22 protein-coding genes are annotated in these 24,357 nt (G+C 33.9%); 4 read left to right on the plus strand and 18 right to left on the minus strand.

The features are described from left to right. Positions 1-369: 369 nt before the first annotated feature. The 14 genes from BM012_RS08780 to bglB all read right to left on the minus strand — a co-directional run bounded on the left by BM012_RS08780 (position 370) and on the right by bglB (position 16,000). A complete protein-coding gene (locus BM012_RS08780; RefSeq protein ID WP_061804997.1) occupies positions 370-1,083 on the minus strand; it encodes a LutC/YkgG family protein in 714 nt (237 codons plus the stop codon). Further along, complete coding sequence (locus BM012_RS08785) at positions 1,083-2,507, minus strand: LutB/LldF family L-lactate oxidation iron-sulfur protein (RefSeq protein WP_061804996.1); 1,425 nt, start codon at positions 2,505-2,507, stop codon at positions 1,083-1,085. Before BM012_RS08785 ends, BM012_RS08780 begins: the two co-directional genes overlap by 1 nt. Before the next feature lie 22 nt (positions 2,508-2,529). Next, a complete protein-coding gene (locus tag BM012_RS08790) occupies positions 2,530-3,246 on the minus strand; it encodes a (Fe-S)-binding protein (RefSeq protein ID WP_061804995.1) in 717 nt (238 codons plus the stop codon). A 109-nt stretch (positions 3,247-3,355) separates the two neighbouring features. Then, positions 3,356-4,045 (minus strand): FadR/GntR family transcriptional regulator, encoded by a 690-nt coding sequence (locus tag BM012_RS08795; RefSeq protein WP_268801487.1) that lies wholly within the window; start codon positions 4,043-4,045, stop codon positions 3,356-3,358. Between the two features lie 223 nt (positions 4,046-4,268). Continuing rightward, a complete protein-coding gene (gene rhaA / locus BM012_RS08800) occupies positions 4,269-5,537 on the minus strand; it encodes an L-rhamnose isomerase (protein ID WP_061804994.1) in 1,269 nt (422 codons plus the stop codon). A 17-nt stretch (positions 5,538-5,554) separates the two neighbouring features. After that, positions 5,555-6,970: a rhamnulokinase gene (gene rhaB / locus BM012_RS08805; protein ID WP_061804993.1), complete on the minus strand. Its 1,416-nt coding sequence runs from the start codon at positions 6,968-6,970 to the stop codon at positions 5,555-5,557. A gap of 272 nt (positions 6,971-7,242) precedes the next feature. After that, positions 7,243-8,211 carry an AraC family transcriptional regulator gene (locus BM012_RS08810; protein ID WP_061804992.1) on the minus strand — a complete coding sequence of 323 codons (969 nt, stop codon included), beginning with the start codon at positions 8,209-8,211 and terminating at the stop codon, positions 7,243-7,245. Between the two features lie 374 nt (positions 8,212-8,585). After that, positions 8,586-9,422 carry a sugar phosphate isomerase/epimerase family protein gene (locus BM012_RS08815; protein WP_061804991.1) on the minus strand — a complete coding sequence of 279 codons (837 nt, stop codon included), beginning with the start codon at positions 9,420-9,422 and terminating at the stop codon, positions 8,586-8,588. 116 nt (positions 9,423-9,538) lie between these two features. After that, entirely contained in the window at positions 9,539-10,321 is a 783-nt protein-coding gene (gene kduD / locus BM012_RS08820) for a 2-dehydro-3-deoxy-D-gluconate 5-dehydrogenase KduD (protein ID WP_061804990.1), read from the minus strand. 154 nt (positions 10,322-10,475) lie between these two features. Then, positions 10,476-11,306, minus strand: a complete 831-nt coding sequence (gene kduI, locus BM012_RS08825; protein ID WP_061804989.1) for a 5-dehydro-4-deoxy-D-glucuronate isomerase — start codon at positions 11,304-11,306, stop codon at positions 10,476-10,478. A gap of 60 nt (positions 11,307-11,366) precedes the next feature. Further along, on the minus strand, positions 11,367-12,380 hold the full coding sequence (locus BM012_RS08830; protein ID WP_061804988.1) for a sugar kinase: 1,014 nt from the start codon (positions 12,378-12,380) through the stop codon (positions 11,367-11,369). Between the two features lie 2 nt (positions 12,381-12,382). Beyond that, positions 12,383-13,021, minus strand: a complete 639-nt coding sequence (locus BM012_RS08835) for a bifunctional 4-hydroxy-2-oxoglutarate aldolase/2-dehydro-3-deoxy-phosphogluconate aldolase (RefSeq protein WP_061804987.1) — start codon at positions 13,019-13,021, stop codon at positions 12,383-12,385. Between the two features lie 169 nt (positions 13,022-13,190). Beyond that, complete coding sequence (locus tag BM012_RS08840; protein ID WP_061804986.1) at positions 13,191-14,738, minus strand: MFS transporter; 1,548 nt, start codon at positions 14,736-14,738, stop codon at positions 13,191-13,193. A gap of 158 nt (positions 14,739-14,896) precedes the next feature. Next, the gene (bglB, locus tag BM012_RS08845) at positions 14,897-16,000 is read right to left on the minus strand and encodes a beta-galactosidase BglB (RefSeq protein ID WP_061804985.1); all 1,104 of its coding nucleotides are present in this window, start codon (positions 15,998-16,000) and stop codon (positions 14,897-14,899) included. A 545-nt stretch (positions 16,001-16,545) separates the two neighbouring features. Between bglB and BM012_RS08850 the strand changes: the two genes are divergently transcribed. Continuing rightward, complete coding sequence (locus BM012_RS08850) at positions 16,546-17,319, plus strand: IclR family transcriptional regulator (RefSeq protein ID WP_235862809.1); 774 nt, start codon at positions 16,546-16,548, stop codon at positions 17,317-17,319. Positions 17,320-17,418: 99 nt separating this feature from the next. Here the strand turns inward: BM012_RS08850 and BM012_RS08855 are convergent, their stop codons facing one another. Next, the gene (locus tag BM012_RS08855) at positions 17,419-18,180 is read right to left on the minus strand and encodes an IclR family transcriptional regulator (RefSeq protein ID WP_061804983.1); all 762 of its coding nucleotides are present in this window, start codon (positions 18,178-18,180) and stop codon (positions 17,419-17,421) included. A gap of 551 nt (positions 18,181-18,731) precedes the next feature. After that, entirely contained in the window at positions 18,732-19,019 is a 288-nt protein-coding gene (locus BM012_RS08860; RefSeq protein WP_321170004.1) for a hypothetical protein, read from the minus strand. Between the two features lie 730 nt (positions 19,020-19,749). Here BM012_RS08860 and BM012_RS08865 point away from each other — a divergent pair. Further along, positions 19,750-20,268, plus strand: coding sequence for a YfiT family bacillithiol transferase (locus BM012_RS08865; RefSeq protein ID WP_061804982.1), 519 nt, complete (start codon positions 19,750-19,752; stop codon positions 20,266-20,268). Positions 20,269-20,427: 159 nt separating this feature from the next. On the opposite strand, the gene BM012_RS08870 is transcribed toward BM012_RS08865, so the two are convergent. Both BM012_RS08870 and BM012_RS08875 read right to left on the minus strand, forming a co-directional pair. Further along, positions 20,428-21,264 carry a sialate O-acetylesterase gene (locus BM012_RS08870; RefSeq protein WP_061804981.1) on the minus strand — a complete coding sequence of 279 codons (837 nt, stop codon included), beginning with the start codon at positions 21,262-21,264 and terminating at the stop codon, positions 20,428-20,430. A gap of 443 nt (positions 21,265-21,707) precedes the next feature. Beyond that, positions 21,708-22,019: a hypothetical protein gene (locus BM012_RS08875; RefSeq protein WP_061804980.1), complete on the minus strand. Its 312-nt coding sequence runs from the start codon at positions 22,017-22,019 to the stop codon at positions 21,708-21,710. Positions 22,020-22,671: 652 nt separating this feature from the next. Between BM012_RS08875 and BM012_RS08880 the strand changes: the two genes are divergently transcribed. Both BM012_RS08880 and BM012_RS08885 read left to right on the plus strand, forming a co-directional pair. Next, entirely contained in the window at positions 22,672-23,694 is a 1,023-nt protein-coding gene (locus BM012_RS08880; protein WP_061804979.1) for a DUF3231 family protein, read from the plus strand. A gap of 146 nt (positions 23,695-23,840) precedes the next feature. After that, positions 23,841-24,302, plus strand: coding sequence for a hypothetical protein (locus BM012_RS08885; RefSeq protein WP_061804978.1), 462 nt, complete (start codon positions 23,841-23,843; stop codon positions 24,300-24,302). Positions 24,303-24,357 lie beyond the last annotated feature (55 nt).

Consider the following 24,357-nt stretch of genomic DNA (forward strand, 5'->3'; position numbering starts at 1 on the left):
CTAGGTTATTGATTTACTCTGCATCTAAAAAAGTCTCCCAGAGCTTTTTATCATCTACTCTATTCACACAGAGAGTCCCTTCTTCACCTTCTTGAATTCCTATATATATGATGTGCATCGGATTTTTAGCTTCTATCATTTTTTATAAATTGAACAGCTTTGCAAGCCTGTCTCCTTTCTTTAAACAAACCATTACCTTTTTCTAACTTAAACATTCGCTCCTTTATGAATCCCTCTGTATGTATTATTTGTTCAGTCGAGTTATATACATGATTGATTTTAATTGCTCGTTTATTTTCCCTTTATCTATCGCCTTACAAATACAAATAGAGATTCTAGTTAGAATCTCTATTTGTATTTAACCTATTATTACACAATTAAATAAAAAGCTTTTAAGGGGCCATGCACCCCCACGACCAAATTCATTTCGATATCTGCAGAATTACTTGGTCCAGAGATAAAGTTAATACAAGAAGCAATATCTTCTCCCTTTTCCACCTGTTGATTTAGATCATGAACGGCTTGCGTAATCCGTGGCACAATAGTCTCGCGTGGAATAATAGCCACATAAATAGTTGGTAAAAAGTGTAGGGCACGTCCTTGTCCTATATGAGTTTTTACAACAATTGTTCCTGATTCTGCAAGTGCATAATCACTGAATACAATACCGAAGTTAGCTTTTTCAGCTAAGGCATGGTTCTCTTCGCGCCCTTTAGTTGAATCCCAAACGCTTACTTCTATTTCTTCTTTTGGCCATTGTTCCTCAAGCAAATTGGTTAATCCATATTCTTCAAAGCGTGAATCATCAGCAGTCATCACAGGACCACCTCCATGCTCAGAAACAATTTGTTTTAATGTTTCGGATAAGTTAGCCTTTGTTGTTTCAAGCACAACAGTATGAATTTTACTGCAATGCTCTGTAAACGTAGCGATTAATTCTTTTTCTGTGGCTCCTTTCATTACTTCCCAATTCACGTTATTCTTCCAATCTGGCCGTGTAACCCCACTCTTTCGTCTTTCACGCCCAAGTTGTTCAGCAATATGATTTAAAAAAACTTCTTGATTTTGAGATGTTCCTTTCATTATTTTTCACCGTCCTTTTTATGATCCTCAAACCAGTCCCGGAAACGTTCTTTACTTGGAGCTGGAAACTCACGAATCTCTGTCCAATTTTTTAAAGGTCCAATTCCTTTAGACACTCGGTCTCCTGATACAATAGGCTTCATAGCTGTAGGTGCCATTTTTGTTCCTAATTTGTATAGAGCAGCAGATGAAGCTCCCATGCCAAACATTTTCATGGCAAGTTTCTCAGCGAGAGGAGCACGCCCTTCTTTTTCAACGATGACTTGACGATGTTTTACAAGCAGTTCATGCAATGGGATTTTAACTGGACAAGCATCTGTACATGCCCCGCAAAGGCTCGATGCATATGGAAGCTCCTTATAATCGTCATAACCGCCTAATAATGGACTTAACACTGCACCAATCGGCCCTGGATAGATAGAGCCATAAGAATGCCCCCCTACATGACGATATACTGGGCATACGTTAATACAGGCTGCACAACGAATACATTGTAAAACTTGGCGAAACTCAGATCCTAAAATTTCAGAACGGCCATTATCCACTACAACAAGGTGAAATTCTTCTGGACCGTCTGCTTCTTCCTCATATTTAGGCCCCACTGTCGTAATATAGCTTGTTAGCTTTTGCCCTACTGCACTTCGACATAGCAATCCAACAAGTACATCGAGTTCTTCCATTGTTGGTACAAGACGCTCCATTCCCATTACAGCAATTTGCGTTTTAGGAATAGCTGTAACAAGGTCTGCATTTCCTTCATTTGTTACTAGACAAATAGAACCGGTATTTGCAACTGCAAAGTTACAGCCTGTTACACCAATTTCTGCTTCAAGAAATTTTTCACGCAGGATTTCACGAACAAATTTTGTCATTTCGTAAGGGTCTTCTGATTGCTTATAACCCAATTTTTCTTGAAATACATCTCGAATTTGTTCTTTTTTCATATGAAGAGCTGGGGCTACAATATGAGAAGGTGGCTCATGATTATCAACTTGTAAGATATATTCACCAAGGTCACTCTCTACTACTTCACATCCTATACCTTCGAGTGTTTTATTCATTTCAATTTCTTCCGTTACCATTGATTTAGACTTAACAACTTTTTTAGCTTGCTTTTTTTCTGCTACTTCCTTAATATATTGAGCTGCTTCTTCTTTTGTTTTTGCAAAAAATATATGGCCCCCACGTTTTGTAACACTTTCACTTAATTGCATTAAGTAATAGTCTAGATTTTCCAATGTGTGTTGACGAATTTGCTCTCCTAGCTCACGCCAGTCTTCCCAGTTTCCAAGCTCATCACTAGCTGCCAAACGGCGTGTATACAAGCGCTCTTGAGCTGTAGATACGGCTTCACGCATTGTAGAATCTTGGATACCTTTATTAACACGTTCATTAAACTTTTTATCGCTGATTTTCATGCTCATTTTTTATTCCCCCTTCTTGTATTTAACGGCTATTTAATACCTCCGCAATATGCAATACTTTTGCTGATTCTCCTAAACGCTCCATTCTTCCCCCGATATTCATTAAACACCCACAGTCTGCACTAATTAAATAGTCCGCTCCTGTTTTCCTAACACTCGCTACTTTCTCGTCTACCATTTGTTCAGATATTGGCATCATTTTGACAGAGAAAGTTCCACCAAATCCACAGCAGTTTTGGGAGTTCGGAAGTTGCTCAACTTCTAATTCTTTTACATTAGAAAGTAGCGTAAAAGGTGCTTCTTTAACGCCTAACAAACGTGTCATATGACAAGATGTATGATAAGTTGCTTTTCCTTTTAAACGTGCTCCCACATCGGTAATTTTTAAAACGTCTACAATAAATTGAGTTAGTTCATATGTTTTTTCGGCAAGGCGCTTAGCTCTTTCCTCCCATTGAACATCTCCTGTAAACATATGTGAATATTCATGGAACATAGTTGCACAAGACCCAGAAGGCGTCACTACGTACTCCGCATCTTCAAAAGTTTGAATCATATTTTTTGCGGCTTTCTTAGCTTCGGCAACATAGCCGCTATTATAAGCAGGCTGACCGCAACAAACCTGTGAGGTAGGGAATGAAACTTCACAACCAAGACGCTCAAGTAACTCGACTGTTGCTTTACCAACATTTGATTGGAAGGTATCGACTAAGCATGTGATAAATAGACTCACTTTCATTTTTAAATCTCCTCTCAACATATACTTAAATTCATCTGGTCATCTGACTATTAATAGATAAAAGGTAAAGGTAATGATGAAAATGATACATGCAATCTAGAAAAGTTCTTCAGATCGCGCTATATTCATCTTTATGATGTCTTAAAACAGACTGTAGTTTTTCACTTTCTATTAAATGATTCATCATTGCCTTGCTTGCACTCTCAACATCCTGTTTTTTAATAGCTTCATAAATAGCTAGATGTCCATAGAATAAATTTTTGGTTATTTGTTCTTCATATAAAATGGAATGATAGGTTTCATGAATCGTTTTTTCGATTATTTTTGAGATATGGCTCATAAGTTCTAATAGAATCGGATTATGAGAAGCCTTAACAATTGTTAGATGAAAGTGAAAATCAATAGAACTTTCATCTTCTTTATCACCCGCCACATCTTTTCCTTTGTCAATCCAGTGTTCCATTTCCTTTAAATTTTCTTTAGTACGCTTTATAGCTGCGGCTTGTACAGCTCCCACTTCAACGATTTTTCGAACTTCAAATAAGTGAACAAGATCTTCTTGTTGCAATAAAAGGTGAGAATGTAGAGGTATTAGTAAATGAGAAGGATCAAATTTTTTTACATAGGTCCCTTCTCCTTGTCGCATCTCAATTAATCCCATCGCACGAACAGCACTTAATGCTTCACGCACAGCAGATCTTCCAACTCCGAATTGTTCTGCAAGCTGATGAACAGAAAGCAGCTTATCCCCGGGTTTTAACGTCCCTTCTCGTATCATAGAAAGAATAAGGTCTGATATTTCTTCATATATCTTTTTTGGGCGAATTGATTTATACTCCACATGCCATCATCCTAACACCTTTAAAATTGTTCTTATTCTATTAATATAAAAAAGCTTAGTCTTGCTCTTTATTTATATAAGAAAGAATTGTTAAAATATAAAACAGGGGAATTGATCTATTAGATCCTCCCCCCTGGCTATACCTATTTATAAATTTACTATATCGTTTTTAATCAATATTTTAGGCTAAAACAGAGTCTCTTTTTACTAATACATCTTGCTCGTATTGCTTCACGTCTTCTAACCATGTTTCTTTCACTGGAACTCCCATTTTTTCACAGTAATAATCCCAGATTGCACCAAAAGGATAGGTTTTAAATTCTTCCATTAATGCTAATCTTTCTGTAAAGTTTCCATCTTCCTGTAACTGTTTTAAATGTTCATTTGGCACTAACATTGCATATAGTAATGCTTTAATCATATTTCTTGTGCCGATTGTCCATGCTGCTACACGGTTAATACTAGCATCAAAGAAATCCAAACCAATCATGACTTTATCCAATGCATCATTTCGAACGATTTCAAGAGCAAGCTCACGTAATTCGTCATCTAATGTCACAACATGATCACTATCCCAACGAACAGGTCGAGATACATGTAGGGCAAGTTTATCACTATAAAGTAACATAGATGAAATTTTGTTTGATACCGTTTCAGTTGGATGGAAATGTCCTGTATCTAATAAACATAACTTATTATTTTTTAATGCATATCCAAAGTAAAATTCATGTGACCCTACCACGTAAGACTCAGAGCCAATTCCAAATAACTTACTTTCAACAGCATCTAGGTTATATTCTTCATTTATTTCTTCGCTAAAAATCGTATCTAGTGATTTTTTTAGTCTTTGACGAGGCGTTAGGCGATCACTTGGAACATCTTTATAGCCATCTGGAATCCAAACGTTTGTTAAAGATGGCGTGCCTAATTCTTTACCAAAATACTCACCAATTTTACGGCTAGCAATACAATGGTTAATCCAGAATTCTCTAATTTCCTCTTCAGGATGTGATAATGTTAAACCATCTGCTGCTTTTTCATGTGAAAATAACGTTGGATTGAAATCTAAGCCTAAGCCATGTTCTTTCGCCCATTTCACCCAGTTTTCAAAGTGTTTCGGCTCTAATTGATCTCTTTCTACTGCTTCTCCATTTGTTTCCGCATAAATGGCATGTAAGTTCACACGGTGTTTTCCGGGAATTAGAGATAGCGCTTTCTCAAGGTCTGCTCTTAATTCCTCAGGTGTTCTTGCTTTACCTGGATAATTTCCTGTTACATCAATACCACCTGATAACTCTCCTTTATTTACCTCAAATCCAGCAACGTCATCTCCTTGCCAACAATGAATCGAAATAGGTACATTTTTTAACTGTTCCAATACATGATCAACATCGATTCCCCATTTTTCATATTCCTTTTTCGCAATCTCATACTTTTCATTAAGTGTCATTTTATATTCTTCCTTTCTTATGCTGTAATGATTGAAGGTGAAAACTTTTTCACTTCAAAGGAATGCTTAATAATTGTTCTTGCTTCGTTTATATCTTCAATTTCGCCCACTGCCATTAATTGTGAGACAATATTTCCAATGGCCGTTGCCTCTACTGGACCTGCGTATACTATTTTTTTTGTTGTATCAGCAATTAGTTGATTTAACATTTCATTTTGACAACCGCCACCGATGACATTAATCTTTTCGAATTTTCTTTCAAATATCTCTTCAATTTGATTAATAGCTTGTTGATAACTGCATACCAAACTATCATATACACACTTGGCTACTTCGCCAGGTGTAGTTGGTATCGCTTGATTTGTCTCTTGACAGTAGCGTTGAATTTCCTCAATCATATTTTCTGGCTTTAAAAACCTTGGATCATCTACATTAACAGTAGATTTGAATTCTTGAACTTGGCGAGCTAAATCAACTAACTCGGCAAACGAATATTGATCCTGATAATTTCTTTTTACTTCCTGTATCATCCAAAGTCCCATAATGTTCTTTAGGAATCGATAGCGATAATCAATACCGCCTTCATTCGTAAAATTGTAATCTAGAGCCTTTGTAACACAAATCGGAAAATAGTTTTCGACTCCGATTAAAGACCATGTCCCTGAACTTATATAGATGGTCTCGTCTAGCTCTGGAACCGAGATGACGGCTGAGCCTGTATCATGTGTTGCAGGCAGAATAACTTTCATATCAAAGCCAAATTCCTCTCTGAGATCCTCTTTCAGCGTTCCTAACACTGTTTTAGGATTGTGAATCTCCTGAAAGATCTCTCTTTTAATGCCTAATTGATCTAGAATTTCGTCATCCCATTTCTTTGTAAATGCATTAACTAATTGAGTCGACGTAGCATTTGTATATTCATTTGCCTTTTTTCCTGTCAGTAGATAATTAAAATAGTCAGGAACCATAAGGAAAGATGCTGCCTTATCTAATATCTCTGGATTATTTTGTTTAATAGAATAAAGTTGATAAATCGTATTAAATTTTTGAAACTGAATACCTGTTTCTAAATATAGTCGTTCTTTCATTATGATTTTAAAGACTTCATCCATCATTCCATCTGTTCGTGGATCCCGATAAGCAACGGAATTAGTCAAAGGTTTTTCATTCTCATCCAGTAGGATAAAGTCAACTGCCCACGTATCAATCCCTATACTTTCAGGCTTCAAACCTTTGCCTTGACATTTTTTAATCCCTTTTTTTATTTCTAAAAATAATCGATCAAGTTCCCAGCAAAATTGGTCATCTTTTCGGACAATTTTATTTTCAAAACGATGAATTTCATTTAGTTTTAATTGTCCATTTTCGAGGTGGCTGGCAATCAATCGACCACTAGATGCACCAATATCAACAGCTAAACAACATTTCTTCATTACTATCACCCTTCATCTGAAAGCGTTTGCTTATGTTCTTATCTTAAAACAGATTGAAAGAGTAAATAATGACTAAAATTATTTATTTATTGTCCTTATTTGCAAAAATACATTACATTCGTCTTTTAATTGTTATAGATGTCTTCTGTTATCCTAAATAAATTTATGGGACACGTTCTTTTAGAATCAAAGCGTATAATATAAAAAGGTTTCCGTTTTATGATGATAGTGTTCACCTGGATAAAAACTCCATAAAAAGAACATTTAGCTCTTTATTTCTTCGCTAAATGTTCTCTAAATTGTTTTGGTGTCTGATTATATTTATTTTTAAAAATTCGATAGAAATAACTAACATTATCGTACCCAACTTGATCTATTATTGTCGTAATTGGCATATCTGTACTTTCTAATAACTCTCTTGATTTGCTCAAACGTTTTTCTTGAAGTAACTCTTTAAAGGTATAATTTGTAGCCTTTTTAATTTCTTTACTTAAAGCATAGTGGGGTTGATTTAATTGAGAAGATAACTCATATAACGAAGCTTTTTGAAAATTTTCATCGATATACTTTAAAGACTCAACGATTAAATAGTGATGGACAGGATAATCTTCTGTATGTTCAGCCTTATCAGCGTGTTTAATTAACTCAACGATTAAAAGACCCATATATAATTTAACCGTTGATTCAGACATAAAGGCAGAAGACATAATTTCCATAATAATTTTTTTTATTAACTCTTGAATACTTTCCACTTCTGAAACTTTAAAGTAGAGAAATTGTCCGTTTTGAGTGCTATTATATAAGCTGTTGATTAGAAAATTACTAATTCTATTTTCAGTTGTTAAGAAAGAGAAGATGAAATCAAAAAATTGAGGTTGAATAATGAAATTAATAATGATATCTTCTGTTGCACATGCGGCAATTTCATGTTCAATATGCTGATTTAAAAATAACAGCTCTCCTTGTTTTAAACTTATTTTTTGATTCCCTACCTTTTGATTTAATTCTCCATTATAAACATAATTGATTTCAATATAATTGTGTTTATGTTTAGGAAAATCAACAAAGCGTGTATGTTGGCGGACCATAATCATCTTATCTTTACTGAGAAATTTTTCACTTTCAATAATAAAATTGGACTGATTTGTATAAAGCTCTTTTTTGATCTCTCTTCTGTTTTGTAAGATTATTTCCTCTTCTTCTGTTATCTTTAATAACTCATTTAAAAGCTCATCCTGCATAGAAGTTCTCCTTTTTTACCATCTTTCTTCATTTTGTATACTCATTTTAAAGTATGGGTTTCTAACTATTCTAGAGTTTACATTGGAGTTTTGATTACCTATTATTATTAACAATTAAAAATGATAATGTAAAAATGTTTTGGATAAACTAAAGTAAAATTTTTGAAATTCATTAAGATCCCTATATTAATACAAATATACTTCAAATTGTTGATAAAAGTAATCTAGATTTCATCAATAAAAAAAGTCCTTTGCCAAAACAAAGGACCTTTGATGAGTTCATTTTCACTTTAAAGTTTTATTTAGTCTTTTAAAATCTACCTAGAAATACGAAAATAAAAACTAGATCAAAAAATATTTACGCCTATTGTTCCTTAACCTTGATTATACTTCTCTCTTAAAAAAACAATACTTTCATCTATAAAAGGTTCTTTTGTATCTTCCATTAAGATATTTATAAACGGTTTTTTCTCCTTTATTAATTTCATCACTAGGTCATAATTTAATAATCCTTTACCAACAGCAGCTGGTTTTAACATTTGATTCTCTATAATAAAGTCTTTGGCGTGTAGGATGACCATTCTATCTCCAAATAAGTTAAATGCTTCTTCAAAAATCTCGTCCTGTTTTTTATAATTATCTATTGTCAGTAAATTTACGGGATCAAAAATCACTTGTAGATTATTGGAATTCACACAATCTAAAAGTCTTCTCATCACTTTTGATGAATAAATAGGATGATTTACTCCCGCTTCGATTCCTACGATTACGCCAAATTTTTCCGCTTCTTCTACAAGTTCACGGACACTTTCGACTACTTCTTGGAATGGTTCTTCTTTGAAGTTTTCTGTAGTATAAAAAATTTCAGCATTTACATTACCAGTTTCCGTTCCTACAATACTGCATCCGAAATCTCTTGCATATCTTATATGTTCTTTAAATCTTTCTAAGCCTTTTCGTCTTTCCACTTTATCAGGATGAATCATATTAATATAACAGCCTAATACAGCAATTTGAATACCGTGTTTCTGAAAGGTACTTCCTACATAATGAGCAAGACCAGGGCTTAAACTTCCTAAATCTGTATTTACATAATCTAAAGATTTACTTAAAGCTAACTGTACAGATGTAAGCCCCTTTTTTTCAATTTCTTCTACTAATTCCTCTAAACCATTCTTTTCAATATCATGACCTCTTATGCCTAGATTCATTTATATCATCCTTTTTATTTTTAGTGTCCATCCTATCAGATGTAATATAATAAAGCTGTATCACTAATGCGATACAGCTCATATAATTTTTAATGATCTACTCTATAGAAATAGAGTTATCGAGCTAACCAACCGCCATCAACGGCTAAAATATGCCCGTTCATATAGTCAGAAGCTTGACTTGCCAAGAATACAGCTGTTCCCATTAAATCTACTGGAGTTGCCCAGCGTCCAGCAGGAATACGGCTTAAAATTTCTTTGTTACGCTGTTCATCTGTACGGATAGGAGCTGTATTCGCTGTTTCTACATATCCAGGTGCAATGGCGTTCACTTGGATGTTATGTTCAGCAAGCTCATTAGCAAATGATTTTGTCAAACCTGTTACAGCATGTTTGCTTGCTGTATAGGAAGGAACAAATTTTCCTCCTTGGAAAGAAAGCATGGAAGCGATATTAATAATTTTACCGCTTTGTTGTTCAGCCATTACTTTTGCGACTTCTTGACTTAAGAAATAAACTGCATCTTGATTAATCGCCATTACTGCATCCCAATCTTCTTCTTTATATTGAAAGATAGGGGCACGACGAATTGTTCCTGCATTATTAATTAAAATATCAATCTTTTTATATACGTTAAGACACTCTGAAACTACTTGTTTAATAGAGGAGCGATCTGATAAATCTGCTTGATGGAAGTGAACATTTCCTCCAGCTTCCTCCACAAGAGCTCGTGTTTCATCCCACTCTTTTCCATGTGTTACAATGAACACGTCCGCGCCTGCTTTAGCAAGTGCCACCGCACATCCTTGACCTAGCCCTTTGTTCCCACCAGTAATGATTGCCACTTTCCCGTCAAGACGGAAGAAGTCCATTGAAAATGAGTTCAAATTATTCGACATTGCTTAACTCCCCCAATTTTATGTATTCTTGATGTTTCAATCTCATATTTTTAGCTTCACAAATCAAAAACTTACATTTTACATTAAAGAGAAACAAATAGTATCGCGTATGTTAGGATACTATTTGTTTTCTCTTAGTTAGGTATTAACTAACTTATCTTAGATCTTCCATTTCCACATGATCCATATCATCATAAGTAATATTCTCTCCACACATGCCCCAAATAAATGTGTAGTTACTTGTAGCTGTTCCAGTATGAATAGACCAACTTGGTGAAATGGTTGCTTGTTCATTTTTCATAACCAAATGTCTTGTTTCATCTGGTTTACCCATAAAATGGAATACACGAGTATCTGGTTCCATATCAAAATATAAGTAGACTTCCATACGTCGCTCATGAGTATGACAAGGCATTGTATTCCATACACTTCCTGGTGAAAGCATCGTTAATCCCATTTGAAGTTGGCAACTTTCACAAACGTTTGGATGAATATATTGATAAATATTGCGCTCATTTAATGTTGCTTGTTCACCTTTATGAAGCGGATCAATTTCTTTTATATCAATTTTCACTGTTGGATAAGTATGATGTGCTGGTGTTGAGTTGATATAAAATTTAGCTGGTTTGTTAGCATCTTTTGAACGGAATCGAACATCTTTTGTACCGCGTCCAACATATAAACCGTCACGGCCTTTCATTTCATATTCTACTCCGTCAAGAATAACAGTACCTTCGTCTCCAATATTAATAATGCCAAGCTCTCGACGTTCTAAAAAGTAGTTTACGCCAAGTTCCTTGTCTAATTGAATTGTTAGTTCCTCTGTTCCAGGAGTAACCCCGCCAAAAATCATTCGATCATTGTGTGTGTATGTTAAGTGAACACGATCTTTCTCAAAAAGAGTTTCAACTAAAAAGTTCTTTCTTAATTCCTCTGTTGTTTGATGTTTTACATCTTCGGGATGATGAGCGTAACGAGTTTCCATTATTCATTCTCCTTTATCATTTAATATCGTTTTTTAGTCATAAAATTTTTAATTCTCTTCTTATCGGACAATCTTTCCTTTTTCATTAGCTACAAATTCTAGAATCTCTTCTTCAGAAAAAGCATTACAATCACCATGAACTGTATGCTTTAACACAGAAGCAGCTGTTGCAAATGAAATGATTTGTTGTAAAGGTGATTGATTGATTATTCCATGAAGTACACCTGCTGCAAATGCATCTCCACCGCCAACTCGATCAACAATTTGGTCGATGTGATGAACCTTGCTTTGATACAACTTTCCATCCCCATACAAATTCCCTTGTAATGTATTTACTGAAGCAGAAATAACATGACGGACAGTTGAACTCGTATACTGAATATTCGGATACATTTCTTTGATTCTATCGTAATAGTATTTAATCCTTTCTGTTTCTGATAAAGACTCGGCTGCTTTCTCTATTGAAAGTAAATGAATAGCATCCAGTTCCCCGCAAAAACAAATATCTACATAAGGCAAAAGAGACTGAATGGCTTCAGATGCTTCTTTGTGACTCCAAAGAGTTGCGCGATAATTAAAATCAAAGCTTGTTTTGATCCCTTTTTCTTTCGCCTTCTTTAAAGCTAGAAGAGTTAATTCTCGTAAACTAGGAGACAGAGCTAAAGTGATTCCTGAAACATGAAATAGTGTTGCCTCATGAAAAATTTCTTCTAAATTCAACTCTTCTATTGTTAGAGTAGAAAAACTAGAGTATTTTCGATCGTACATCACCTTCGCACTCCGTTCTCCTACACCACTCTCTAGATAATAAGTACCTAACCTTTCTCCCCCTGTTAGAACATAATCCATATAAACTCCATGAGATTGGAGATGACGATTAACTCCACGGCCAAGCGCATTATCTGGTACTTTACTAACGAAGTAAACATCGTGTCCAAAATGTGAAAGTGAAATTCCCACATTTGCTTCCCCGCCTCCATAGTGCATTGTCAACTTATCTGACTGCCAAAGGCGCTCTCCAGTATCAGTAGAAAGACGAAGCATAATCTCACCAAGTGTTACCACTTTTTTCATCATTAACCCACCCTTGCCTCTTGCACTTTTTCTACATACTGACGGGCAAGTAAGGTAATTTGTTCAAAGTCCCCTGTTTTCGCTGGAGCAATCAAATTGCCTCCTACTCCTACAGCCGTACAACCATTTTGAATCCATTCTTTAATATTTTCTAAGTTTACACCTCCTGTTGGCATAATATTGACTTGAGGAAGCGGTGCTTTTACTGCTTTAACAAAATCAGGACCAAAGGCGCTTCCTGGGAATAATTTCACAATGTCTGCGCCATATTCTAATGCAGTTTTCATTTCTGTAATTGTCATGCAACCAGGCATGTAAGGAATTTTATATAAGTTACATAGTTTTGCCGTTTCTTTATCAAAGCTTGGACTTACAATAAACTCAGCCCCAGCCAAAATTGCAATACGTGCTGTTTGGGCATCAAGTACTGTTCCCGCACCGATAATGACGTTGTCATTGTTATCATAGATAGAGACAAGCTCTTTGATTACGGTATCTGCATCTTGAACAGTAAAGGTAACTTCGATACCCTTTATGCCTCCTTTTATACATGCTTCAGAAATACGGATAGCTTCTTCTGTTGAATCGCCTCTTACAACTGCAACTACTCCACAATCAGAAAGTTTAGATAATATATTCATTTTTGAGTCATCCTCCAGAGAAATAGGATATCAATATTTCCAAATAAGAAATTATATTTCCTATTTGGAAATTAACGATTCTAATTATATATTAAAATATTTGAAATTTCAATCATTAATAAGGCTATTTAAAACTTCTATAATGGAATTTCACATTAAAAACGGTTGTTTAACTTGTTTTTGACTTCTTTTTATCTTGAAGACTTCTATAAGCAACTCTATTTTTATATCCAACTGGATTATTCCCCCAAAGCTTTTCATACTGCCACCCTGATAATTGTTCAACTACTTTACGTGTGGTAGCATCAACGTGACTCATAGAACCCCCGCTTTTCAACCTGCTAATTTCATTTAATAAGATCGTATGATTCTCTTTTGTTAACTTGTAACGGTAAGAGATTAAAAAACCTCCAACAAGAAAAATTAAAGTTCCTATTGTTAAAATTGCTACGATAGCATTGAGTGCTGAAGCTGATTGAACATCTTTTCCTGAAACAAAACCAGCTTCTTGTAGAATAAAACTAACAAGGAACACAGCAAGTGCTTGAGAAGCTTTGCGTATAAATGTCATCATACCTGCAAATACTCCTTCTCTTCTTTGCCCTGTAAGTACTTCATCTACATCTGGAATGAAAGGATAGTTGTTCCAAGGAATAAAGTTCAATCCACCTCTTCCAAGGCCCGCTACACCTATCAAAATAAACAACATTAACATCAAATTAGACGGATTAGCATAATAAACAACTAAGTATCCAATGACACCTATCATAAACAGAGAAATTGCTAATCTATATGCTGGAGCTGGATTTAATTTTAGAGTCATAGTCATAGCCAGCCATACCCCAAAGATTTGCAGCAGATACATAACTGTCATTAAATTTGAGGCTGCAACTGCATCTTGTGAAAGGGAGAAAACAATGAAATATGTAAAGACTGCATTAAAGATATCTTGGCTTAGATAAGCCCCTAAATACATCCCTAAATGTTGTCTAAATACTCTGACTCTCAAGGTTGAAATTAGATCTATATATACCTTCTTTACATTCTCAAAAAATGGGATTTTTTCTCCCTGTACTTCTTCATTTAATATATCTTCTAAAGGTCTTTCCCATGTGAATTTGTAAACAAATGTTAATACACAAACAAAAATGACTGTAAAAATAGTTCCTGCATAAAGGAAAGTCATAGGATCATCTTTTCCTAATGCTTCAACTAGCCTTCCTGGAATAAATGCAGCAAATACGGCTGATAGCTGAGCAGTAAACATTCTGGCACCAGTGAACTTTGCACGCTTTTTAAAATCTGTCGTCATTTCTGATGCTAATGTTTCATAAGGAATTAACACCATTGTATACACAATTTCAAAGGCGATATATGTAAGTAAGTAGTACCAATAACTCATTCCACTGACCCAAATTAAGGAATAACAAAGCACTAAAGGAATGGAAATCAATAGAAAGAATCTTCTTCTTCCAAATTTCTTCCCAAGTTTAGTTTTATGAAAGTTGTCTGTTATATAGCCCATTACCGGAGCTGCTATAGCATCGACAAAACGAGCAATTGCAAAAATAGATCCGGCTTGAACTGGAGTTAGCCCACAAAATGTTGTATAGAAATACAATAGCCAAGCTGCTGTTAAAGCAAAAGCACCTGCACCTAAAAAATCGGTGGATCCATACGCTAAATAATTAACAAGTTTTATCTTTCTCTTCTCCATCCCCATTTTCTCCCCCGTCATATATTAGAAGCGCTTTCATATAGATGTGAACTGAATATCTACTTTGAATTTAATGATAAAATTGACTTCGTATAGTTAAATTACGAATACTCATGAAGTATTACTTCTAATGAGTATTCGTAATGCCCCTCTTCTAATTAACTATAGGAATGTAAAAATTCAGCTAAGCAGAGAACTGCTAGTGACTGTCCATACGGCATTGTTGTTATTTTGATTTCCTTATAAAAATCTAAGGTATCTCCCATACCTGTTCCAACTGAAACTTTTTGTAAAGCTCCATCTTTACTTACTTCTCTTAGCATTCCTTGAATTGCTTTATAAGCAACGTCCTTATATTCTTGGCTTATATAGCCTTTATGAACAGATTTTAAAATTCCATAGGTAAACCCTGCTGTGGCAGATGCTTCAAGATAAGATGTTTTATCATTTATCAATGTATGCCATAAACCGCTTTCATCTTGGTACTGAGTCAATGTTTCTACTTGTCTCTTTAACGTATCAATCAAGAATTCTCTAAAGAAATCCCCTTCTTTTAACTCCAATATTTCGATGATTTCCGGAATTGCAATGGTAATCCAACAGTTCCCTCTTCCCCATAAGGCTTCTGCATAGTTGTGATTTCCTTCAAACGTCCATCCATGGAACCATAGGCCTGTTTTTCGATCACTTAAATATTTAATGTGGATTAAGAATTGTTTTTTAGCTTCTTCTATATATTCCTGTTTATTGAAAAGCATCCCTATCTTTGCTAATGGTAATACAGTCATCATTAACGTATCATCCCATAGCTGATTTTTATTTTCCGGCCCATATGTCATATGTTGCAGTCCGTTTTCTTTTGTACGTGGCATATCATGCATTACCCATTCTGCCCACTCTTCAAGATGGGGAATAAGTGATTTATCCTTTGTTTCTTCATATAAAAAGGCCAATGTTAAAAGCGGAGCCATTGTATTTACATTTTTAGGCGGAACTCCTTCTTCGAATCTATCTTTAAACCAATCTGTTACAATCTTTAAAGCTTTTTGATCGCCTGATAGTCTTGAATATTTATGTATTCCATATAATCCTACACCTTGTGGCCAATTCCACACTGCCCAACTCTTGTCATCTACTACTACGTCATCAAAATGCAGCAAAAATTCCCCAGTATTATCTTTAATCTGTGAAAGATTATTCATTAGTAAATGGATATAGCTTACTACTTCTTCTTTTTCAATAAATGCTTTATTTTGAATCATGCTGTTCCCTCCAAGCAAAAATAAATGATACCTCTCATACTTTTTATAGTTTGACCTATCTCTTTACTCGTTTTGTTCTTTACAAAAAGTATCTAGATTCACAATTATGAAATAAATAAGAATATTCGTCCGAAATACTGAACGCGCTTTCAATTCTGACACTCCATGCCTATCTCTTAATCTAGATTACTATAATTTATTAACCAACTTTTTGTTTCACATTGTGAATTCTTATTTCATTATACGAAAAAAATCATTGGATATCAATATGTTTTTCATATTTTCAAAAGATTATACACAAAAAACAAAAACATAAACATATATATGGAATATAATCAAAATAAAACAGACATTTTTATCACTTTATATTTTTGCATCAAACCATCATAATATGGATATTTTTTTATCTTATAATCATAGATTCATTAAGAATTTGATTTTTTGAAATAGATACTCCCTCTTCCCATTGATAATGAGTAATAGATTTTTAAGTAGGAAAGCTCTATAATTAATAGTAACGTTAAACAAATTATCTATTATGGGATGTGGCAATATTGATTAAGAGTGACACTGTTCAATCTGTGGATAGAGCGTTAGCGATTTTAGGAATTGTGTCTCAACACAATCAAATTGGTATTACTGATATATGTAAATCTTTAAATTTAAATAAAACAACAGTGTATCGATTAGTATCAACGCTTGTGAGTAATGGATATATTGAACAAGTAAAAGATTCAAATAAATACAGATGTACTTTCAAATTATTTGAAATGGGGAATAAAAGAATACAAGACCTTAATTTATTAGAGGAGGCAAAACCTGATCTTGAAAAATTGGCTCAATTAACAAAGGAAACAATCCATCTTGTTGTTGAAGAAGGAACTGAGATCGTCTATATACATAAAGTTGAATCTACTAACACAATAAGAATGCATACATGGGTAGGAAAGAAGAATCCGATGTATCGTACAGCTGTAGGGAAGGCCATTCTTGCATTTTCTAATAAGGAAAAAGTAATAGATGTATGGAATAAAAGTGAAATTGTGCAAAATACCCCTTACACGATTACAAAAATTGATGATTTTTTAGAGCAATTAGTATCGATAAGGGAAAATGGCTACGCAATTGATAATGAAGAAACTGAAATTGGGATAAGATGTGTGGCAGCTCCCATTTTTGACTTTTCTAAGAATGTGGTTGGTGCCCTCAGTATTTCTGTGCCAACACTTCGCTTTCCAGAAAAAGAAATCAACATCTACGGCAAATATGCAAAAGAATGCAGTGAGTGTATCTCCAAGAAACTAGGTTATATAAACTAAGTTTTCGTATGTTATGACAAAGAATTTACAAATATATAAAAGCCAAGGATTTCTATAAGGAAATCCTTGGCTAAATTTAACTCTAATTCAATTTCTCTGTTAACGAAGATCGTTTAAGATATTATTTTCGCAAATTTTTATTGCTTCAATAATTTGTTTTTGAAACTCTTCAGTCAGTCTATATTTAGGAATACTAACACTAAACGCCCCATAATTTTTGTGATTCAAAGTAATAGAAGCTCCAATACAAAATACATCTTCTTCATGTTCACCATTATCATAAGCATAACCCATTTCCCTAACCTTCAAAATCTCTTCCATAAATTCAGACTTATTTGTAATGGTATTGTTCGTTAATTTATTTAATGGATTACGATCTAAATAATTTTTAATCTCTTCATCTGATGAATAGGCTAAAATAGCTTTTCCCATTGCTGAACAATACATAGGAATACTATTGCCAACTTTTGAATAGAGACATATAGGATTTTTACTCTCTATTTTTGTGATATAAATAATACTATCTTTATCTTGAATACCTAAGTGAACTGTTTCATTTGTTACTCTTTGTAACTCTTCTAAATGCGGTTGTGCAATTTTTTTAATATCTAAATTATTTATTGATTTATTAGCATATTTAATAATTGATAAACCGAGACTAAACTTCTTTAACTCCGCGTTTTTTTGGACATAACCTATCATGAGTAAAGTGTCTAGTATTTTTAAAGCTGTAGAATTCGTTAAACCAGTTTCTTTGGCAATCTTATTCAAAGACTGTGGTTCATCGCAACTCGATAAAAAATCTAAGATATGGGAGGCTTTAATAAGAACCGTTCCATAAGGCTGCTTTGTTTTATCCATTTGTATCACTTCCTATTGTTGATTAAGAGAGGATAGGATCCTTTATATATTATAAAGAGTTCTTTTTCAGGTATTTTGTAAGTGTAAAAAAATTCTCAAGTAAAACAGACTTGTGAAAATCATATCATTAACCATACAAAAAGAAAACATAATGCAGTTAAGGTTAAACTTTGATTCTAGGAGAAAGATAATGTAAGAAAGGATAAAAAATTCTGGTGTAAAAACTTCAAATCACTTCACCAAAACTTGGACATACTAATACTAGTACTCAAAAATATAATTAGGATGAAGAAGCAAAATCTATTTAAATTGAAACATTACCAACCTGTTGGTAGTTATTATTATGCCACCACACTTTTATACTTTAATGTATTTGTAAGGAGGTTTATTATTTCATTCCAGAAAATCAATTGTACTTAAAACCTAGATTAAGATTGGCTAGAACCCAACTATCTTTTTTGTGTTTACTATCTTTAATGAGTTTTAGGCCACAGTATAACAAGGACACCTATGGTAGTTGTAGGAGGTTTTTATATAGAATATTTAATTCTCTACCTCTTGATTACCTTAGCTTCTTTCATCGCTTGAACAGCCGTAATCTCTTTAGTCTTCCACCTTTTATAAGATTCAATAAATTCGTGACTAATCTTAGCTTTAGGTCGTCCAAAAAACACACCATTTTTTATCGCAGCATCCATTCCCTTATGCTGAGGTTTACGGATATGATCTCCTTCCTCTTGTGCCACCCAAGAAAGGATTTGTAAAACCGAATCTGCAATAAAGGTCCCAAAACTGTCTTTATACTGAGTAGTGTCCAGCAATGGCCTATCTATAATCACGATATCCCCCTCAATCCCCTGAATTATATCATTCCATTATTATAAAATTTTTCTTTGTGCGTCCAAAAAAATTTAAGAAGTGAATATAAAAAATATTCCCTTTCCAGATCCTCCGTTTCATAAGTTAATACTGTTCTCGATTGAAGTTCTTCTCACGTTGTTTATCAATAAAAATATCTCGAGAAGGTCTTCCAGCTTCCTCTATGAGTTAAAGTTGAAGATCTTCATTTCGATTGCCTACTAGTATGTATGCAAACTTTCTATTCTCCGTTATTATACTTTTGTACTTCACTACTTATTTTTCTTTAAAAGCATCCATTAAAGTATATAAATTTCTAAAGTATATAAATTTCAGAGGACGTTCGTAATTTTTTTTCTAACTTAAATGAACATCAAAATTGCTAGATTCCTTATAAAAAAGAAACATCCGTAAAAGCACACTTTTACGGACGTTCATTTTGCGAACTATCTGCTTATCTTTACTTTTTATAGAGGGAAAAGGAATTTAATGGGTACGTTAATTGTGCTTGTTCATAATGGGGAAAAGAGCCAAATGATTTTTGTTAAACAGGTTTGCGCTTTTTTACTATCTGGAACATATTTTATGTTAACTAGGATGTATATATAATTTTAGATTCTTTATTGGAAATCCTGTTCCAAATCTTTCGAATTATAAGTAGATATAGTTGTTATAATAGATAGTGGTAAAAATAGAAAGGGATGAACAAATATGTTTAATCAATATCCTATTGGAAAGTTTACAGTAAAAGAAAATATCCAAAAAGAAGATATCCAAGGTTGGATTAGTGACATTGGAAATGCTCCAAAACAATTATCAGAAGCCGTAAAAGGGCTATCAGAAGAGCAACTAGCTACTCCCTACCGTGAAGGAGGGTGGAAATTGAGTCAAGTTGTCCACCATTTAGCTGACTCACATTTAAATGGTTATATTCGTTTTAAATTAGGCTTAACAGAGCGAGATCCTATTATTAATACATATGATGAGGTGTCTTGGGCAAAGCTTCCTGATAATGATTTATCTATTGAAGTATCCCTCCACCTTCTTTCTGCTTTACATGAACGTCTTCATAAAATATTAAACTCACTTGAAGAAAAGGATTTAAAGAAAATTGTTCAACATCCTGAAAACGGTAAAGTAACTGTTGAGCAGTTGATAGCTACTTATGCTTGGCATGGGAAGCATCATATTGCCCATATTACAACATTAAGAAATCAAAAAGGATGGTAAAAGAAAAATATATGTTATATCTAAAAAAAGCTCTTAAGAAGAGCTTTTTTTATTAGTACTGATAAGATCTATTATGTTAACTTAATCTGTATTTCATTTATAAACTAAAAACAGAAAAACCTCCCCCTTTACTCAATTAAAATATCCGTTTTCTGGATTTTAACTCATCAACTGCGATTGATACTCTTCTAAAGATATCTCTCCTCCAGCAAATTGTTTTTCTAGTATTGCAGTCTTTTCAGCCTTTGTTAAAGGTCTTTCACTATCGATATTAATAGCATTTTCTTCACCTTCTAGGGGTTCTAATATATGCTTTCGTTTATCATATGCTTCAAAATATCGAAGACCAAATATTCTCTGCGAAACTGCATTTAAATGAATACCGTCAGGGTTAGATGTTAGTCCTAATGCTGTTGCAAAATAACAGTTCTTTTCCTTTTTAGCAAATTCCAGTAATTCCTGATTAACCTCAGAATGTTCTGGAAAGTAATGACCAAGAAAACCACTTCCTAAATAGTTACCAATTCCACCTATGATAATAGGTATATCTGGCTCACAAAGTTCACGACGAAATGCCTCAACAATTTTTAAAAATTTCTCATGATAAAGTTTAGAAAGTCCTGAAGAACATTCATTTTCACCCTGATGCCATAAAATTCCCTCCAACTTACTGCTTCGCTTTGCAAGTTTTGCTTGTAGGATAGCATGTTCAAACAGTGGTCCTTCTACTGACCAAGCATCTAGACTTGTACCACCTTCAGCACAAGGTACTAAACCTATTTCTTTATCTTCATTTTTTCTACACCATGCAGCTGCAAAAGAAGCCGAAGGACCAACCCCTGCAAAAGCTCGATCGTAGTTTATAGGTTCCATCATGATTTGCCATCTTCCATTTCGTAGAACTTTTATACGTTCATTGCAAATCATTGGAACATCCTTTAGAAATCCACGTCCAGCCATATTTGATTGGCCAACTAGTAAAAAAGAATGGATCATATTTTTTATGCCTCCTTATATTTTTCTCATGCAAAAATAAATAATGTATCTCAATTGGTTATTTTATTATTAAATATAAAAATTTAACACTCATAGGTACTACCTATAATCAACATTATGTGAACTAAAAATAAGGATTTTATAAAGCGTAAAAACAGAAAAAACTACTGCGAGTCAGTAGTTTTTTCTAATACACATCAACTTTTAAGAGCGATATATTACACACCTTGAATAGTTTGCTCAAAGAGTGAAATAATATATATTTAATTTCAAAAGATATATAACACTTTATTTTATACAAAAAGGAGGAACCTTTCACTCCAAAAAAGATGTAATTATTAAGAGTCCCCCATGCAAAAGGCTTTATTATTAATATAGAGTTGTTTATAAGAAATATTAATGAATCATTGCGGTTCTTTATTTTTTAGACTTAGGTCAATAAATTAACTTACAAGAGGTGTTTTTTCGATACAAACTAAATGCCCTATACTTTGTTCCCAGTTAATTGTACACGTAAAATCAATAAATGAACCATTGACCATTCGCAAACGCAAACTTGTTGTTAATGGTTCGTTATGAGCAAATGATGTTAGAAGTTCTAAAGCCCTTGGCTGGTCATCTATATGAATAATGGTTAATAGATCTAACGGGATATTAAATAGAGCATGGGCTCGTTTAGAACTATCTAAAATTGAACCTTTGCTATTTATTTTAAAATAAGAAAAGGGAAAAAATTCAAGCATATAGTCTTTCATACTAGGCATCTCCTGATAGTATCTAATTTAAATCATGATTTATAAGGACAGGAATTTAAAACTTAAAAGAACAATCAATGAAAGCCCCTTCAAAATATTATATGTCAATCGTTTTCATACGTCAACCGGTTGACATACGATTTTAAAAAACACTGCGTTAGGGGTTTTGATGATGTTGGATGGTATCCAGAGAAAAGAAAAAGTGCAAACTCACTGTTACTGAACAGACTTGCACTTTTTCACTTCTTGGAATCACCATTATGTGAACTAGTTTGTATTTCATATACATAAAAAAAGAAACCGTCTTTTCAGATCTGTTTCTTGAGGAATTCCAATCCACCTAGTGTTTTACCCTTAAAAGCTAAAGATGAAACTTAAAATATAATACTTTTTAACAAAATAAATATTTTTCTCTTCTAATAAGGCCTATTATGTGAACTAGAAAAGATGATAATTACTTTAGTGATTCACCTACTGCTCATTAGGGACTACATGAAAAAGCATTCACCATTAAACAGAGAAAGCTTATTAAACATAACTTTATCAATAAAGGCCAAGGGATAGTATCCCTTGGCCTTCGTCATAATTTAGATTCAACCTGCAAAGAATATATCCATACCCTGCACCATTATTCTCTGGAGGTATCTAAATTATGACGAAACATCCTACACAGCTGACTTCAGCCGAAATAGCTTGTATTTGGACTAACTATATGCAAGATAGTATGTCCAAATGTGTATTATCTTATTTCCTACAAACGGTAGAAGATGAAGATATTCGTCCCCTTATTCAGTGGGCGTATGACATCTCTTGTACTCATATCGAAGAGTTAACCACTCTATTTCAAACGGAACAGATTCCACTCCCAACAGGATTTACAGATGAGGATGTGAATGTAAATGCCCCTCGTTTATATACTGATGCTTTTATGCTTAACTATCTATCCCATATGACCAGGGTAGGGATGCTTGGATATAGTGGATTCACCTCTATGGGGGCGAGGAAAGATCTCAAAACGTATTTTATAAAAGGACTTCGAGAAACCTCTGATTTATTTGACCAGAGTACCGATTTATTACTCGAAAAGGGATTATATATTCGAGCCCCTTCTATCCCGTATCCTACTCAAACCGATTTTGTAAATAGTCATAAATATTTAAGTGGATTTTCTCTATTGGGCAAACAACGACCATTAAACGCCATAGAGATTTCCCATTTATACATGAACAGTATAACGAACCATATCGGAAGTAAACTGTCTCTTAGTTTTGCCCAAACCTCCCCTGATGAAGAGGTTCAAAATTGGATGTTAAGAGGAAGGGATATTTCCCGAAAGCATGTGCGAATCTTTACAAGGATTCTTCTTGATAGCGATATAGAATCCCCTATTTCACCTGATGTGGCCATTACAGATGCTACAACCCCGCCTTTTTCGGATAAACTAGTTATGTTTCATATGGGGATGTTAAGTGCAACAGGAACAGGAAATTATGCCACAGCCGCATCAGCCAGTCAAAGAAGTGATTTAATCATCAATTATGAACGTTTATCCCTTGAAGTGGCTCTGTATGCTAAGGATGGAGCTGATATTATGATTAGGAATCAATGGATGGAGCAACCACCTCCCACTATAGATAAAGAACAACTAACCAATAAAAAAGATACGATGAAATAATTCAGCTACAAAAACCTTTAATTGAAAACTCTTTTCTATCCTGCTAATAGACACCCTGGAAACTAAGAGTAAGATTGAATAACTTTGTATTCGATTGAAACAATAAAATTGAATGATGATGGAAAAGGATTGGAGGGTTTGGCTTTATGACAGCAAAAATCTTTTTGTTTATTTTTTTAATCCTCCCTTGGTTTACTTTGTTCTTTGCTAGCTCAAGGACAATAAAAAGGTTTATGCCTGTAACCATTTCCACTTGTTTCTTAATGACAATTATCTTTCAAATAGCCTATATATATAACTGGTGGGTTATCGAAGAGTATATTGTCCCATGGGGGTATATGACTGACGTAAGCTTTGCCTATGGAATTTTCGCAGTTGGAACCTTTTGGATTTTTAGATTAACGTTCCATAACTTTTTATTGTATACCGTTGTAAATTTGATTATGGATATTTTTATGAGTTTTATCATGTTGCCCTTATTAAGTTTGTTAGGTGTTGCGAAATATAAGAATATTACGTTTTGGCAATATGCATTAGTCATTTATGGACTTTCCTTTGTGATTTACTTTTATCATAAATGGCAGAAGAAGATTTTTTCAACAGATTAATCCTCTATATCAATAGGAGAAGAAAATGACCGTTTCAGTAGTCTTTTCATCGCCG

Source organism: Priestia endophytica DSM 13796 (genome assembly GCF_900115845.1).
Classification (GTDB): Bacteria; Bacillota; Bacilli; order Bacillales; family Bacillaceae_H; genus Bacillus_I; species Bacillus_I endophytica.

Bases quoted from the DNA above. Each gene is read 5' to 3' on its own strand.
- rhaA (WP_061804994.1), bottom strand. From the start codon at position 5,537: ATGACACTTAATGAAAAGTATGAGATTGCGAAAAAGGAATATGAAAAA.
- BM012_RS08830 (WP_061804988.1), bottom strand. From the start codon at position 12,380: ATGAAAAAAGTGGTAACACTTGGTGAGATTATGCTTCGTCTTTCTACT.
- BM012_RS08785 (WP_061804996.1), bottom strand. From the start codon at position 2,507: ATGAGCATGAAAATCAGCGATAAAAAGTTTAATGAACGTGTTAATAAA.
- rhaB (WP_061804993.1), bottom strand. From the start codon at position 6,970: ATGAAGAAATGTTGTTTAGCTGTTGATATTGGTGCATCTAGTGGTCGA.
- BM012_RS08835 (WP_061804987.1), bottom strand. From the start codon at position 13,021: ATGAATATATTATCTAAACTTTCTGATTGTGGAGTAGTTGCAGTTGTA.
- kduD (WP_061804990.1), bottom strand. From the start codon at position 10,321: ATGTCGAATAATTTGAACTCATTTTCAATGGACTTCTTCCGTCTTGAC.
- bglB (WP_061804985.1), bottom strand. From the start codon at position 16,000: ATGATTCAAAATAAAGCATTTATTGAAAAAGAAGAAGTAGTAAGCTAT.
- BM012_RS08875 (WP_061804980.1), bottom strand. From the start codon at position 22,019: ATGAAAGACTATATGCTTGAATTTTTTCCCTTTTCTTATTTTAAAATA.
- BM012_RS08885 (WP_061804978.1), top strand. From the start codon at position 23,841: ATGACAGCAAAAATCTTTTTGTTTATTTTTTTAATCCTCCCTTGGTTT.
- BM012_RS08810 (WP_061804992.1), bottom strand. From the start codon at position 8,211: ATGCAGGATGAGCTTTTAAATGAGTTATTAAAGATAACAGAAGAAGAG.
- BM012_RS08815 (WP_061804991.1), bottom strand. From the start codon at position 9,422: ATGAATCTAGGCATAAGAGGTCATGATATTGAAAAGAATGGTTTAGAG.
- BM012_RS08840 (WP_061804986.1), bottom strand. From the start codon at position 14,738: ATGGAGAAGAGAAAGATAAAACTTGTTAATTATTTAGCGTATGGATCC.
- BM012_RS08870 (WP_061804981.1), bottom strand. From the start codon at position 21,264: ATGATCCATTCTTTTTTACTAGTTGGCCAATCAAATATGGCTGGACGT.
- BM012_RS08790 (WP_061804995.1), bottom strand. From the start codon at position 3,246: ATGAAAGTGAGTCTATTTATCACATGCTTAGTCGATACCTTCCAATCA.
- BM012_RS08780 (WP_061804997.1), bottom strand. From the start codon at position 1,083: ATGAAAGGAACATCTCAAAATCAAGAAGTTTTTTTAAATCATATTGCT.
- kduI (WP_061804989.1), bottom strand. From the start codon at position 11,306: ATGGAAACTCGTTACGCTCATCATCCCGAAGATGTAAAACATCAAACA.
- BM012_RS08865 (WP_061804982.1), top strand. From the start codon at position 19,750: ATGTTTAATCAATATCCTATTGGAAAGTTTACAGTAAAAGAAAATATC.
- BM012_RS08855 (WP_061804983.1), bottom strand. From the start codon at position 18,180: ATGGATAAAACAAAGCAGCCTTATGGAACGGTTCTTATTAAAGCCTCC.
- BM012_RS08880 (WP_061804979.1), top strand. From the start codon at position 22,672: ATGACGAAACATCCTACACAGCTGACTTCAGCCGAAATAGCTTGTATT.